This window comes from Pseudomonas sp. JH-2, from assembly GCF_036231725.1.
Classification (GTDB): Bacteria; Pseudomonadota; Gammaproteobacteria; order Pseudomonadales; family Pseudomonadaceae; genus Pseudomonas; species Pseudomonas delhiensis.
In genome coordinates this window covers 64873-78482 of record NZ_JAZAQP010000027.1, presented here as the reverse complement: position 1 = coordinate 78482, position 13610 = coordinate 64873, and the positions used below count along the sequence as shown (strand labels likewise).

Annotated in this window: 12 protein-coding genes; 10 read left to right on the top strand and 2 right to left on the bottom strand. The window is 64.7% G+C overall.

Going from position 1 to position 13610, the window contains the following annotated elements; genetic code table 11:
• Window positions 1–98 precede the first annotated feature (98 nt).
• Complete coding sequence (locus tag VV867_RS18725) at window positions 99–971, top strand: NAD(P)-dependent oxidoreductase (protein ID WP_109936151.1); 873 nt, start codon at window positions 99–101, stop codon at window positions 969–971.
• 1 nt (window position 972) lies between these two features.
• Here the strand turns inward: VV867_RS18725 and VV867_RS18720 are convergent, their stop codons facing one another.
• Window positions 973–1314 (bottom strand): DMT family protein, encoded by a 342-nt coding sequence (locus VV867_RS18720; RefSeq protein WP_009619370.1) that lies wholly within the window; start codon window positions 1312–1314, stop codon window positions 973–975.
• A 175-nt stretch (window positions 1315–1489) separates the two neighbouring features.
• Here VV867_RS18720 and VV867_RS18715 point away from each other — a divergent pair, with 175 nt between their 5' ends.
• On the top strand, window positions 1490–1744 hold the full coding sequence (locus VV867_RS18715; RefSeq protein WP_089390387.1) for a YkgJ family cysteine cluster protein: 255 nt from the start codon (window positions 1490–1492) through the stop codon (window positions 1742–1744).
• A gap of 135 nt (window positions 1745–1879) precedes the next feature.
• Window positions 1880–2488 carry an START domain-containing protein gene (locus tag VV867_RS18710; RefSeq protein WP_109936150.1) on the top strand — a complete coding sequence of 203 codons (609 nt, stop codon included), beginning with the start codon at window positions 1880–1882 and terminating at the stop codon, window positions 2486–2488.
• A gap of 351 nt (window positions 2489–2839) precedes the next feature.
• On the opposite strand, the gene gltA is transcribed toward VV867_RS18710, so the two are convergent.
• Window positions 2840–4126 (bottom strand): citrate synthase, encoded by a 1287-nt coding sequence (gltA, locus tag VV867_RS18705; RefSeq protein WP_109937126.1) that lies wholly within the window; start codon window positions 4124–4126, stop codon window positions 2840–2842.
• Between the two features lie 356 nt (window positions 4127–4482).
• On the opposite strand from gltA, the gene sdhC reads away from it, so the two are divergent.
• The 7 genes from sdhC (at window position 4483) to lpdA (ending at window position 13605) form a co-directional block, all read left to right on the top strand.
• Complete coding sequence (gene sdhC / locus VV867_RS18700; protein WP_167364784.1) at window positions 4483–4869, top strand: succinate dehydrogenase, cytochrome b556 subunit; 387 nt, start codon at window positions 4483–4485, stop codon at window positions 4867–4869.
• Window positions 4863–5231, top strand: a complete 369-nt coding sequence (sdhD, locus tag VV867_RS18695) for a succinate dehydrogenase, hydrophobic membrane anchor protein (protein ID WP_009619375.1) — start codon at window positions 4863–4865, stop codon at window positions 5229–5231. Before sdhC ends, sdhD begins: the two co-directional genes overlap by 7 nt.
• A gap of 3 nt (window positions 5232–5234) precedes the next feature.
• On the top strand, window positions 5235–7007 hold the full coding sequence (gene sdhA, locus VV867_RS18690) for a succinate dehydrogenase flavoprotein subunit (RefSeq protein WP_109937127.1): 1773 nt from the start codon (window positions 5235–5237) through the stop codon (window positions 7005–7007).
• A gap of 11 nt (window positions 7008–7018) precedes the next feature.
• On the top strand, window positions 7019–7726 hold the full coding sequence (locus VV867_RS18685; protein WP_275629762.1) for a succinate dehydrogenase iron-sulfur subunit: 708 nt from the start codon (window positions 7019–7021) through the stop codon (window positions 7724–7726).
• A 251-nt stretch (window positions 7727–7977) separates the two neighbouring features.
• On the top strand, window positions 7978–10809 hold the full coding sequence (locus VV867_RS18680) for a 2-oxoglutarate dehydrogenase E1 component (RefSeq protein WP_328567243.1): 2832 nt from the start codon (window positions 7978–7980) through the stop codon (window positions 10807–10809).
• 42 nt (window positions 10810–10851) lie between these two features.
• Complete coding sequence (gene odhB / locus VV867_RS18675) at window positions 10852–12087, top strand: 2-oxoglutarate dehydrogenase complex dihydrolipoyllysine-residue succinyltransferase (protein ID WP_275629763.1); 1236 nt, start codon at window positions 10852–10854, stop codon at window positions 12085–12087.
• An 81-nt stretch (window positions 12088–12168) separates the two neighbouring features.
• Window positions 12169–13605, top strand: a complete 1437-nt coding sequence (gene lpdA / locus VV867_RS18670; protein ID WP_109937130.1) for a dihydrolipoyl dehydrogenase — start codon at window positions 12169–12171, stop codon at window positions 13603–13605.
• Window positions 13606–13610: the final 5 nt, after the last annotated feature.

The following is a 13610-nucleotide window of genomic DNA, read 5'->3' as shown; positions in this document are numbered from 1 at the left end:
GGCCGCAGGGGCGGCGCCTGGCATGCAGTATGGAAGGCCTTTCGGGGCTCGGCAAACCGCTGCTAGGCTAGCCCGATCGACAACAGGGAGCTGGAGCCATGGCGAAAGTCGCGTTCATCGGCCTGGGCGTCATGGGCTACCCCATGGCCGGGCATCTGCAGGCCAAGGGGCATGAGGTCTGCGTCTACAACCGCACGCCGGCGCGCGCCGCGCAGTGGGTCGCCGGGCACGGCGGCAGTTCCGCGCCGACGCCGCGCGAGGCTGCGGCGCAGGCGGAATTCGTGATGTGCTGCGTGGGCAACGACGACGACCTGCGCAGCGTGGTGCTGGGGCCCGACGGCGCCCTCGCCGGGATGCAGCCGGGCAGCGTGTTCGTCGACCACACCACGGCCTCGGCGGCGGTGGCCCGCGAGCTGGCGGTGCAGGCCGCCGAGCGCGAGCTGGGCTTCCTCGACGCGCCGGTGTCCGGCGGCCAGGCCGGCGCCGAGAACGGCGTGCTGACGGTGATGGTGGGCGGCGAGGAGGCCTTCTACCGGCGCGCCGAGCCGGTGATCGCCGCCTATGCGCGGATGGTCCGGCTGATGGGCCACAGCGGCGCCGGGCAACTGACCAAGATGGTCAACCAGATCTGCATCGGCGGCCTGCTCCAGGGGCTGTCCGAGGCCCTGCATTTCGCCCGGTGCGCCGGCCTGGACGGCGAGGCCGCCATCGAGGTCATCAGCAAGGGCGCGGCGCAGTCCTGGCAGATGGAGAACCGCCACAAGAGCATGCTGGAAGGGCGCTTCGACTTCGGCTTCGCCGTGGACTGGATGCGCAAGGACTTCGCCATCGTGCTCGACGAGGCGCGGCACAATGGCGCGCAGTTGCCGGTGACGGCGCTGGTCGACCAGTTCTACGCCGAGGTGCAGGCCGCCGGTGGCGGGCGCTGGGACACCTCGAGCCTGATCAGCCGGCTGAAGCCGCGCGCCTGAATCAGCTGCGGAAGATGAAGTAGACCGCGCCCAGCAGGCACAGGCCGGCCCAGAGGTAGTCCAGCTTCAGCGGCTGCTGCATGAAGAACACGCTGAAGGGCACGAATACCGCCAGGGTGATGACCTCCTGCATGATCTTCAGCTGGCCCACCGACAGCGCGGTATAGCCGATGCGGTTGGCCGGCACCTGCAGCAGGTACTCGAACAGCGCGATGCCCCAGCTGACCAGGGCGGCGATGATCCAGGGCTTGGTGTTCAGCGTCTTCAGGTGGCCGTACCAGGCGAAGGTCATGAACAGGTTGGAGAACGCCAGGAGGGTGGCGGTTTGGGCCCAGACCGGCATGGGGAGCTCTCGGAGGTGAGGAGGGCGCCAGCCTAAATCGCCGCGCCCGCGCCGCCAAGGGGCAGCAGGCGATGCAAGGCCCTTGGCGGCGGGCGCCGCTGGGCTTATCCTCCGCGCCGCGCACCGGCCCTGCGGTGCGCCATCCCTGTCGCACCCTTCCGAGAGCCCTGCAACGATGCAATGCCGTGCCGGTTGTGGCGCCTGCTGCGTGGCGCCGTCGATCTCCTCGCCCATCCCCGGCATGCCCGGCGGCAAGCCCGCGGGCGTGCGTTGCGTGCAACTGGACGAGCGCAACCTCTGCCGCCTGTTCGGCCGGCCCGAGCGCCCGGCGGTCTGCGCGGCCTTCGACGCCGATGCCGAGGTCTGCGGCAGCAGCAACGGGGAAGCCCTGCGTATCCTCGCCGAATGGGAACGGATCACCGCCGCCTGAGTGACTTGGAAGTCACGTTTTCAGGGGCCATACTGGCGCCCATCCTGACTGCCGAACCGCTCAGGATCGCGGATTTGCACGGGCCCGGCGCTTGGCCGGCCCGGCCAGACCAACAATAACCAGAGGAAGATGACGATGCGTGGCATCCTGCGTATGACCCTGTTGAGCGCCGCCCTGCTGGGCGCCTGTGGCGCCGCCATGGCCGAGGATTGGCAACTGGCCAAGGACGAGGACGGCGTCAAGGTCTACCTGAGCAGCGTCCCGGGCTCGAAGTACAAGGCCTATCGCGGCGTGGTCGACATCAAGGCCGACGTGGCCAGCATCAACGCCCTGCAGGAAGACGTGAAGGGCTCCTGCAAGTGGATCCACGCCTGCGCCGAGATGCGCCTGCTCAAGAGCGAGGGCGACAACTCCTGGACCTACTCGAAGATCGACATGCCCTGGCCGGTGACCGGCCGCGACGTGGTGATCCACGTGAGCACAGAGAAGACCGCCGACGGCGGCCTCATCCGCCACCTGCAGGCCGAGCCGACCTACATCCCCGAAGAGAAGGGCGAGATCCGCGTGCCCAAGCTGGTCGGCGAATGGAAGCTGGTGCCCAAGGGCACGGGCGTCACCGAGGTGACCTACCAGGTGCAGACCGAGCCGGGTGGCAGCATCCCGTCCTGGCTGGCCAACAGCTTCGTGGTGGACGCGCCGATGAACACCCTGAAGGGGCTGCGCGCGGCTGCCGAGAAGCGCTGAGGCTGGGGGCGCGTCGAAGAGGCCGCCTTTGGGCGGCCTTTTGTATGGTGGGGGTTACCGGATGGTCCGGCGCAGCCTGGGGGCAATCGCGGACGGAGTCCGCTCCTACAGGGAAATGCCGTGCCTTCTGGCAACCGGTAGGAGCAAGCTTGCTCGCGAATAAACTCCGCTGCAGAGTCCGTTCGCGAGCAAGCTCGCTCCTACGAAAAACATTGTCAGGGCCAGCCGGAATGCCGGAGCCCGGCAGGACGGCGGATAACGCCGTAGGCGTTATGCGCCCTACGGGGCGCATGGCTCGGCGCCATAAAAGAAAAAGGCTGCCGAAGCAGCCTTTTCCTATCCCGGCGGGACTTACTTGCGAGCGCCGAGCTCGACGAAGTCGCGCTGGGTGTAGCCGGTGTACAGCTGGCGCGGGCGGCCGATCTTGTACGGGCCGGAGAGCATTTCCTGCCAGTGCGAGATCCAGCCCACGGTACGTGCCAGGGCGAAGATCACGGTGAACATGCTGGTCGGGATGCCGATGGCCTTGAGGATGATGCCCGAGTAGAAGTCCACGTTCGGGTAGAGGTTGCGCTCCACGAAGTAGGGGTCGTGGCGGGCGATCTCTTCCAGCTTCATGGCCAGTTCCAGCTGCGGGTCGTTGATGCCCAGCTCGCTGAGCACCTCGTCGCAGGTCTGTTTCATGACCTTGGCGCGCGGGTCGAAGTTCTTGTACACGCGGTGGCCGAAGCCCATCAGCTTGAACGGATCGTTCTTGTCCTTGGCCTTGGCCACGAACTTCTCGATGTTCGAAACGTCACCGATCTCGTCCAGCATGCGCAGTACCGCTTCGTTCGCACCACCGTGGGCCGGGCCCCAGAGGGCGGCGATGCCGGAGGCGATGCAGGCGAACGGGTTGGCACCGGAGGAGCCGGCCAGGCGCACGGTCGAGGTCGAGGCGTTCTGCTCGTGGTCGGCGTGCAGGATGAAGATGCGGTCCATGGCCTTGGCCAGCACGGGGCTGATCGGCTTGGTCTCGCAGGGGGTGTTGAACATCATGTGCAGGAAGTTTTCTGCGTAGCTCAGGTCGTTGCGCGGATACATCATCGGCTGACCCATGGAGTACTTGTACACCATGGCGGCGATGGTCGGCATCTTGGCGACCAGGCGGTGCGCGGAAATCTCGCGGTGCTTGGGGTTATTGATGTCCAGGGAGTCGTGGTAGAAGGCGGAGAGGGCGCCGATCACGCCGCACATGATGGCCATCGGGTGGGCATCGCGGCGGAAGCCGTTGAAGAAGGTCTTCAGCTGCTCGTGAACCATGGTGTGGTTCTTGATGGTGCCGACGAACTGTTCCTTCTGCTCGGCGGTGGGCAGTTCGCCCTTGAGCAGCAGGTAGCAGGTTTCCAGGTAGTCGGATTTCTCGGCCAGTTGCTCGATCGGATAGCCGCGGTGCAGCAGCACGCCCTTGTCGCCGTCGATATAGGTGATCTTCGACTCGCAGGAGGCGGTGGACATGAAGCCAGGATCGAACGTGAAGTGGCCCGTGGAGGTCAGACCCCGCACATCCACTACATCGGGGCCCAGCGTGCCGGAGAGGACGGGCAGTTCGACGGGGGCTGCGCCCTCGATGATCAACTGCGCTTTCTTGTCAGCCATGATTAGGCCTCCTATTAATGCTTGAAATCATCTGTACGACCCCCCACGCAGGGCCCGCACCACTATAGAGAGATAAATCCGATTGTCAATTTGCAAGAAGTGGTGCCTGACAGCCCCTCCAACTGCCTGTTTTGGCGAAAAAAATCGCCTATTTACGCCTTTTCCCGGGGTGCGGCAATAAGTCCTTAGGCGAAGGCGATTCCGTTGTCATTAGGAGCCTAACTGTCTATACTCGGCGACCAGCCGCTGGGGCCCTCCAGGCCTCGCTCCACAGGCGGTTGTCACTCCCGAAGGTGATGGGTACCTGACAAGTGCACCTCCCGACAACTAGCCCTGCAATTCGAAGGGCTCTCAGTGTGAAAAAAGCCGTGAATAGCAAACGACCTGTAAACCTAGACCTAAGGACCATCAAACTCCCTGTCACTGCTTACACGTCCATTCTCCACCGCATCTCTGGCGTCATCCTGTTCGTGGGCATTGCCGTGCTGCTGTTCGCGCTCGACAAGTCCCTGGCATCGGAAGACAGCTTCGAGCAGGTGAAGGCGTGTCTGGCCCATCCGTTGGCCAAGCTTGTGATCTGGGGCCTGCTCTCCGCGCTGCTGTACCACCTGGTAGCCGGCATTCGTCACCTCGTCATGGACGCAGGTATCGGCGAGACGCTGGAAGGTGGCAAGCGTGGTTCGAAAATCGTCATCGCCATTGCCGTGGTGCTGATCGTTCTGGCGGGGGTCTGGGTATGGTAACTAACGTCACTAACTTCTCGCGTTCCGGCCTCTACGACTGGATGGCCCAGCGCGTTTCTGCGGTCGTTCTCGCGGCTTATGTGCTTTTCCTGCTGGGTTACCTGATCGCGCACCCGAACATCTCCTACGAGGAGTGGCATGGTCTGTTCTCCCACGGCCTGATGAAGATCTTCAGTCTTCTCACGCTGGTTGCCCTGAGCGTGCACGCCTGGGTCGGCATGTGGACCATCACCACCGACTACCTGACTCAGATGGCGCTGGGCAAGCCCGCGACCATCGTGCGTTTCCTCGTCCAGGCGGTATGCGGCATGGCCATGTTCGCATTCTTCGTCTGGGGTGTGCAGATTCTCTGGGGTAACTGATCCATGGCAAGCATTCGTACTCTCTCCTTCGACGCCATCATCGTCGGTGGCGGCGGCGCCGGCATGCGCGCCGCGCTGCAACTGGCCCAGGGCGGCCACAAGACCGCCGTGGTGACCAAGGTCTTCCCGACCCGCTCGCACACCGTTTCCGCCCAGGGCGGCATCACCTGCGCCATCGCCTCGGCCGACCCGAACGACGACTGGCGCTGGCACATGTACGACACCGTCAAGGGCTCCGACTACATCGGTGACCAGGACGCCATCGAATACATGTGCTCCGTCGGCCCGGAAGCCGTGTTCGAGCTGGAACACATGGGCCTGCCGTTCTCCCGTACCGAGCAGGGCCGCATCTACCAGCGTCCGTTCGGTGGCCAGTCCAAGGACTTCGGCAAGGGTGGCCAGGCCGCCCGTACCTGCGCCGCGGCCGACCGTACCGGTCACGCCCTGCTGCACACCCTGTACCAGGCCAACCTGAAGAACGGCACCTCCTTCCTTAATGAGTGGTACGCCGTCGACCTGGTGAAGAACCAGGACGGCCACGTGGTCGGCATCATCGCCATCGACATCGAGACCGGCGACACCATCTACATCCGCTCCAAGGCCGTGGTCCTGGCCACCGGCGGTGCGGGCCGCATCTACGCCTCCACCACCAACGCCCTGATCAACACCGGCGACGGCGTGGGCATGGCCCTGCGTGCCGGCGTGCCGGTGCAGGACATCGAGATGTGGCAGTTCCACCCGACCGGCATCGCCGGCGCCGGTGTACTGGTCACCGAAGGCTGCCGTGGCGAGGGTGGCTACCTGATCAACGCCCATGGCGAGCGCTTCATGGAGCGTTACGCACCGAACGCCAAGGACCTGGCCGGCCGCGACGTGGTCGCCCGTTCCATGGTCAAGGAAGTGATCGCCGGCAACGGCGTGGGCCCGAACAAGGACCACGTGCTGCTGAAGCTGGACCACCTCGGCGAGGAAGTCCTGCACAGCCGCCTGCCCGGCATCTGCGAACTGTCCAAGACCTTCGCCCACGTCGACCCGGTGGTCGCGCCCATCCCGGTCATCCCGACCTGCCACTACATGATGGGCGGCGTCGCCACCAACATCCATGGCCAGGCCCTGACCATGGACGCCAACGGCAACGACACCATCATCGAAGGCCTGTTCGCGGTCGGCGAAGTCGCCTGCGTATCGGTGCACGGCGCCAACCGCCTGGGCGGCAACTCGCTGCTCGACCTGGTGGTCTTCGGCCGCGCCACCGGCCTGCACCTGGAAAAGGCCCTGAAAGAGGGCATCGAGCACCGCGGCGCCTCCGAGTCCGACCTGGAAGCCTCCTTCAAGCGCCTGAACGGCGTGAACGAGCGCACCAGCGGCGAAGAAGTCGCCCCGCTCAAGCGCGAACTGCAGCAGTGCATGCAGAACTACTTCGGTGTATTCCGTACCGGCGAATACATGCAGAAGGGTATCGCCCAACTGGCTGACCTGCGCGATCGCATCGCCAACGTCAAGATCAACGACAAGAGCCAGGCTTTCAACACCGCGCGCATCGAAGCGCTGGAACTGCAGAACCTCCTCGAGGTGGCCGAAGCCACCGCCATCGCGGCCGAAAACCGCAAAGAGTCCCGCGGCGCCCATGCCCGCGAAGACTTCGAGGAGCGCGACGACGAGAACTGGCTGTGCCACACCCTGTACTTCCCGGGTGAGAAGCGCGTTGCCAAGCGTGCCGTCAACTTCGCGCCGAAGACCGTTCCGGCATTCGAACCCAAGGTTCGTACTTACTAAGGGTGCCCGTCATGTTGAAAGTAAGTGTTTACCGCTACAACCCGGAGAAGGACGCTGCACCGTACATGCAGGACTTCGACGTCGATACCCAGGGCAAGGACGTGATGGTCCTGGACGTGCTGGCGCTGATCAAGGAACAGGACGAGGGCTTCTCCTACCGTCGTTCCTGCCGCGAGGGCGTCTGCGGCTCCGACGGCATGAACATCAATGGCAAGAACGGCCTGGCCTGCATCACTCCGCTGTCGGCCGCCGGCCTGAAGGGCGGCAAGCTGGTGCTGCGTCCGCTGCCGGGCCTGCCGGTGATCCGTGACCTGGTCGTCGATATGCGCATCTTCTACAAGCAGTACGAGAGCGTTAAGCCGTACCTGCAGAACAAGTATGCCGCGCCGGCGATCGAACGCCTGCAAACCCCCGAAGAGCGCGAAAAGCTGGACGGTCTGTACGAGTGCATCCTGTGCGCCTGCTGCTCGACCTCCTGCCCGTCGTTCTGGTGGAACCCGGACAAGTTCCTCGGCCCCGCCGCGCTGCTGCAGGCCTATCGTTTCCTGGCCGACAGCCGTGACACGGAAACCCAGGCTCGCCTGGCCAGCCTGGACGATCCGTTCAGCGTGTTCCGTTGCCGTGGAATCATGAACTGCGTGAATGTCTGCCCGAAAGGCCTGAACCCGACCAAGGCCATCGGTCACATTCGCAACATGCTGCTGCAGAGCGGGACCTGATCCCACTCGCTGCCGCATGAGGCAAGAGCAATACCCGTACCGCCGGAACATTGTCCGGCGGTACGGTTGCAACGGGCCCCAGCCCACAAAGCCGGGGTTCTGACTCTGAAAACGTATATATGACCAGCAGGGGCATCCGGGCTGGTACCCGGACTATCTGCGGGAACCTTTTGTGGCTACCAGTCGCTGCACAGGGCTGGGTCTCCCGAGAGTTCCATCAGGTGGAGTCCCCTTACCGAGGGTGACCAAGCATGCACGAAAGCGTAATGCAGCGGATGTGGAACAGTGCCCATCTATCCGGTGGGAACGCTGCCTACGTCGAAGAGCTCTACGAGCTCTACCTGCACGACCCGAACGCTGTGCCAGAAGAGTGGCGCACGTACTTCCAGAAGCTCCCTGCCGACGGCAATCCCGCCCCCGACGTCTCGCATTCCTCCATCCGTGATCATTTCGTGCTCCTGGCCAAGAACCAGCGCCGCGCCGCGCCTGTTTCCGCCGGCAGCGTCAGCACCGAGCACGAGAAGAAGCAGGTCGAAGTCCTGCGCCTGATCCTGGCGTACCGGCTGCGTGGACATCAGGCCGCGAAGCTCGATCCGCTGGGTCTCTGGGTGCGTACCGCGCCTTCGGACCTGTCGCTGGATCACTACGGGCTGACCGCCGCCGACCTCGACACCACCTTCCGCACCGGTGAGCTCTACATCGGCAAGGAAGAGGCCACCCTGCGTGAAATCCTCGATGCGCTGAAGCAGACCTACTGCAGCACCATCGGCGCGGAGTTCATGCACATCGTCGATTCCGAGCAGCGCCACTGGTTCGCCCAGCGCCTGGAAAGCGTGCGCGGCCGTCCGGCGTATTCCGCCGATGCCCGCGCCCACCTGCTCGAGCGCCTGACGGCGGCCGAGGGCCTGGAGAAGTACCTGGGCACCAAGTACCCGGGCACCAAGCGTTTCGGTCTTGAAGGCGGCGAAAGCCTGATTCCGATGGTCGACGAGATCATCCAGCGCTCCGGCTCCTACGGCGTCAAGGAAATCGTCATCGGCATGGCCCACCGTGGCCGTCTGAACGTCCTGGTCAACACCCTCGGCAAGAACCCGCGCGACCTCTTCGACGAGTTCGAAGGCAAGAAGCTGGTCGAGCTGGGCTCGGGCGACGTGAAGTACCACCAGGGCTTCTCTTCCAACGTCATGACCAGCGGTGGCGAAGTCCACCTGGCGCTGGCCTTCAACCCCTCGCACCTGGAGATCGTCTCCCCGGTGGTCGAGGGTTCGGTACGCGCCCGCCAGGACCGTCGCAAGGACGGCAACGGCGACAAGGTGGTACCGATTTCCATCCACGGCGACGCCGCCTTCGCGGGGCAGGGCGTGGTCATGGAAACCTTCCAGATGTCCCAGACCCGTGCCTACAAGACCGGCGGCACCATCCACATCGTGATCAACAACCAGGTCGGCTTCACCACCAGCCGCCAGGACGACGCGCGCTCCACCGAGTACGCGACCGACGTTGCCAAGATGATCCAGGCGCCGATCTTCCACGTGAACGGCGACGACCCGGAAGCGGTGCTGTTCGTCACCCAGCTGGCCGTCGACTACCGCATGCAGTTCAAGCGTGACGTGGTCATCGACCTGGTCTGCTACCGCCGCCGCGGCCACAACGAGGCCGACGAGCCCAGCGGCACCCAGCCGCTGATGTACCAGCAGATCGCCAAGCAGCGCACCACCCGCGACCTGTATGCCGACGCGCTGATCGCAGCCGGCGTGCAGACCGCCGAGCAGGCCCAGGAAAAGGTCGACGAGTACCGCGACGCCCTGGACAACGGCCAGCACGTGGTGAAAAGCCTGGTCAAGGAGCCGAACAAGGAGCTCTTCGTCGACTGGCGTCCGTACGTCGGTCACGCCTGGACCGCGCGTCACGACACCCGCTTCGACCTGAAGACCCTGCAGGAGCTGTCCAACAAGCTGCTGGAGACCCCGGACGGTTTCGTCATGCAGCGCCAGGTGCAGAAGATCTACGAAGACCGCGCCAAGATGACCGCCGGCGGCATGCCGATCAACTGGGGCTTCGCCGAGAACCTGGCCTACGCCACCCTGCTGTTCGAAGGCCACCCGGTGCGCATGACCGGTCAGGACGTCGGCCGCGGCACCTTCTCGCACCGCCATGCGGCGCTGCACAACCAGAAGGACGACTCGGTCTACATCCCCCTGGCCCACCTGTTCGACGGCCAGCCGCGCGTCAGCCTGTACGACTCCTACCTCTCGGAAGAGGCGGTACTGGCGTTCGAATACGGCTACGCCACCACCACGCCGAACGCGCTGGTGATCTGGGAAGCCCAGTTCGGTGACTTCGCCAACGGTGCGCAAGTGGTGATCGACCAGTTCATCACCAGCGGCGAGACCAAGTGGCAGCGCCTGTGCGGCCTGACCATGCTGCTGCCGCACGGCTACGAAGGCCAGGGCCCGGAGCACTCCTCCGCGCGTCTGGAGCGTTACCTGCAGCTGTGCGCCGAGCAGAACATCCAGGTCTGCGTGCCGACCACCCCGGCGCAGGTCTACCACATGCTGCGCCGCCAGGTGATCCGCCCGCTGCGCAAGCCGCTGATCGTCATGACGCCGAAGTCGCTGCTGCGCCACAAGCTGGCCATCTCGACCCTGGAAGATCTGGCCAACGGCTCGTTCCAGACCGTCATCGACGAGATCGACGGCCTGGATCCGAAGAAGGTCGACCGCATCGTCCTGTGCAGCGGCAAGGTGTACTACGACCTGCTGGAGAAGCGCCGTGCCGAAGGCCGCGAGAACATCGCGATCGTCCGCCTGGAACAGCTGTACCCGTTCCCGGAAGACGACCTGGCCGAGGTCCTGTCCAAGTACAAGAACCTCAAGCACATCGTCTGGTGCCAGGAAGAACCGATGAACCAGGGTGCCTGGTACTGCTCGCAGCACCACATGCGCCGTGTCATCGCCGCGCACAAGAAGGGCCTCAACCTGGAATACGCCGGCCGCGACGGCTCGGCCGCCCCGGCTTGCGGCTACGCTTCGATGCACGCCGAGCAGCAGGAAAAACTGCTGCAAGACGCCTTCACCGTTTAACGCCAACGCGCAGTAGATACCGAATTTAAGGAAACACACACAATGGCTATCGAAATCAAAGCCCCAACCTTCCCGGAATCGGTCGCCGACGGCACCGTCGCCACCTGGCACAAGAAGGTCGGTGAAGCCGTCAAGCGTGACGAACTGATCGTCGACATCGAGACCGACAAGGTGGTCATCGAGGTGCTGGCCGAGGCCGACGGCGTACTGGCCGAGATCATCAAGAACGAAGGCGACACCGTCCTCTCCAACGAACTGCTCGGCAAGCTGAGCGAAGGCGGCGCCGCTGCTGCCGCTCCGGCTCCGGCCGCCGCCGCTCCGGCGGCTGCCCCGGCTGCCGCTGCCGCTCCGGCCGCCGCCGGCGAAGACGCCATCCTCTCGCCGGCCGCGCGCAAGCTGGCCGAAGAGAACGGCATCGACCCGAACAGCATCGCCGGCACCGGCAAGGGCGGTCGCGTCACCAAGGAAGACGTGGTCGCCGCCGTCGAGGCCAAGAAGAACGCCCCGGCTGCCGCTCCGGCCGCCGCCAAGCCGGCCGCTCCGGCCGCCGAGGCCCCGGTGTTCGCCGCCGGCGACCGCGTCGAGAAGCGCGTGCCGATGACCCGCCTGCGCGCCAAGGTCGCCGAGCGCCTGGTCGAAGCCCAGTCCTCCATGGCCATGCTGACTACTTTCAACGAAGTCAACATGAAGCCGATCATGGACCTGCGCAACAAGTACAAGGACCTGTTCGAGAAGAAGCACAACGGCGTGCGCCTGGGCTTCATGTCCTTCTTCGTCAAGGCTGCCACCGAAGCCCTGAAGCGCTTCCCCGGCGTCAACGCCTCGATCGACGGCAACGACATCGTCTACCACGGCTACCAGGACATCGGTGTCGCCGTGTCCAGCGACCGCGGCCTGGTGGTACCGGTACTGCGTAACGCCGAGTTCATGAGCCTGGCCGAGATCGAGAACGGCATCGCCACCTTCGGCAAGAAGGCCAAGGACGGCAAGCTGTCCATCGAAGACATGACCGGTGGTACTTTCACCATTTCCAACGGTGGCGTATTCGGTTCTCTGCTGTCGACGCCGATCGTCAACCCGCCGCAGACCGCCATCCTCGGCATGCACAAGATCCAGGAACGCCCGATGGCCGTTAACGGCCAGGTGGTGATCCTGCCGATGATGTACCTGGCGCTGTCCTACGACCACCGCATGATCGACGGCAAGGAAGCGGTGAGCTTCCTGGTCGCCATGAAGGACCTGCTGGAAGACCCGGCTCGTCTGCTGCTGGACGTCTGATTCGTCATTTCACCCGACGGCCCCGTACTACACGACGGCCCCGAAAGGGGCCGTCCGCTTCACCGGAATAAGGATTGAGATATGAGCCAGAAATTCGACGTGGTTGTGATTGGTGCCGGCCCCGGCGGCTACGTGGCTGCCATCCGTGCCGCCCAGCTCGGCCTGAAGACCGCTTGCATCGAGAAGTACATCGGTAAAGAGGGCAAGGTCGCTCTCGGCGGTACCTGCCTGAACGTAGGCTGCATTCCGTCCAAGGCGCTTCTGGACAGCTCCTGGAAGTACAAGGAAGCCAAAGAAGGCTTCGACGTCCACGGTATCTCCACCGGCGGCGTGAAGATGGACGTTCCGGCGATGATTGCCCGCAAGGCCAACATCGTGAAGAACCTGACCGGCGGCATCGCCACTCTGTTCAAGGCCAATGGCGTGACTTCCTTCGAAGGCCACGGCAAGGTCCTGGCCAACAAGCAGGTCGAAGTGACCGGCCTGGACGGCAAGACCCAGGTTCTGGAAGCCGACAACATCATCATCGCCTCCGGCTCCAAGCCGGTCGAGATCCCGCCGGCCCCGCTGACCGACGACATCATCGTCGACTCCACCGGCGCCCTGGAATTCCAGGCCGTGCCGAAGAAGTTGGGCGTGATCGGCGCCGGCGTCATCGGCCTGGAGCTGGGTTCGGTCTGGGCCCGCCTGGGTGCCGAAGTCACCGTCCTGGAAGCCCTGGACAAGTTCCTCCCGGCCGCCGACGAGCAGATCGCCAAGGAAGCCCTGAAGGTCCTGACCAAGCAAGGCCTGAACATCCGCCTGGGCGCCCGCGTCACCGGCACCGAGGTGAAGAAGAAGCAGGTCACCGTGACCTTCACCGACGCCAACGGCGAGCAGAAGGAAACCTTCGACAAGCTGATCGTGGCCGTGGGCCGTCGCCCGGTGACCACCGACCTGCTGGCCGCCGACAGCGGCGTGACCCTGGACGAGCGTGGCTTCATCTTCGTCGACGACCAGTGCAAGACCAGCGTTCCGGGCGTGTTCGCCATCGGTGACGTGGTCCGCGGCGCCATGCTGGCGCACAAGGCCTCGGAAGAGGGCGTGATGGTCGCCGAGCGCATTGCAGGCCACAAGGCCCAGATGAACTACGACCTGATCCCGTCGGTCATCTACACCCACCCGGAAATCGCCTGGGTCGGCAAGACCGAGCAGCAGCTCAAGGGCGAAGGCGTCGAAGTCAACGTCGGCACCTTCCCGTTCGCCGCCAGCGGCCGCGCCATGGCTGCCAACGACACCACCGGCCTGGTCAAGGTCATCGCCGATGCCAAGACCGACCGCGTGCTGGGCGTCCACGTGATCGGCCCGAGCGCCGCCGAGCTGGTCCAGCAGGGCGCGATCGCCATGGAATTCGGCACCAGCGCCGAAGACCTGGGCATGATGGTCTTCTCCCACCCGACTCTGTCCGAGGCGCTGCACGAAGCGGCCCTGGCGGTGAATGGCCACGCCATCCACATCGCCAACCGCAAGAAGCGCTGAGGCGG

Coding starts and splice junctions, on each gene's coding strand:
- VV867_RS18720 (WP_009619370.1), bottom strand. CDS start 1,314: ATGCCGGTCTGGGCCCAAACCGCCACCCTCCTGGCGTTCTCCAACCTG.
- VV867_RS18725 (WP_109936151.1), top strand. CDS start 99: ATGGCGAAAGTCGCGTTCATCGGCCTGGGCGTCATGGGCTACCCCATG.
- sdhA (WP_109937127.1), top strand. CDS start 5,235: ATGGCAAGCATTCGTACTCTCTCCTTCGACGCCATCATCGTCGGTGGC.
- VV867_RS18715 (WP_089390387.1), top strand. CDS start 1,490: ATGCAATGCCGTGCCGGTTGTGGCGCCTGCTGCGTGGCGCCGTCGATC.
- VV867_RS18685 (WP_275629762.1), top strand. CDS start 7,019: ATGTTGAAAGTAAGTGTTTACCGCTACAACCCGGAGAAGGACGCTGCA.
- odhB (WP_275629763.1), top strand. CDS start 10,852: ATGGCTATCGAAATCAAAGCCCCAACCTTCCCGGAATCGGTCGCCGAC.
- lpdA (WP_109937130.1), top strand. CDS start 12,169: ATGAGCCAGAAATTCGACGTGGTTGTGATTGGTGCCGGCCCCGGCGGC.
- sdhD (WP_009619375.1), top strand. CDS start 4,863: ATGGTAACTAACGTCACTAACTTCTCGCGTTCCGGCCTCTACGACTGG.
- gltA (WP_109937126.1), bottom strand. CDS start 4,126: ATGGCTGACAAGAAAGCGCAGTTGATCATCGAGGGCGCAGCCCCCGTC.
- VV867_RS18680 (WP_328567243.1), top strand. CDS start 7,978: ATGCACGAAAGCGTAATGCAGCGGATGTGGAACAGTGCCCATCTATCC.
- VV867_RS18710 (WP_109936150.1), top strand. CDS start 1,880: ATGCGTGGCATCCTGCGTATGACCCTGTTGAGCGCCGCCCTGCTGGGC.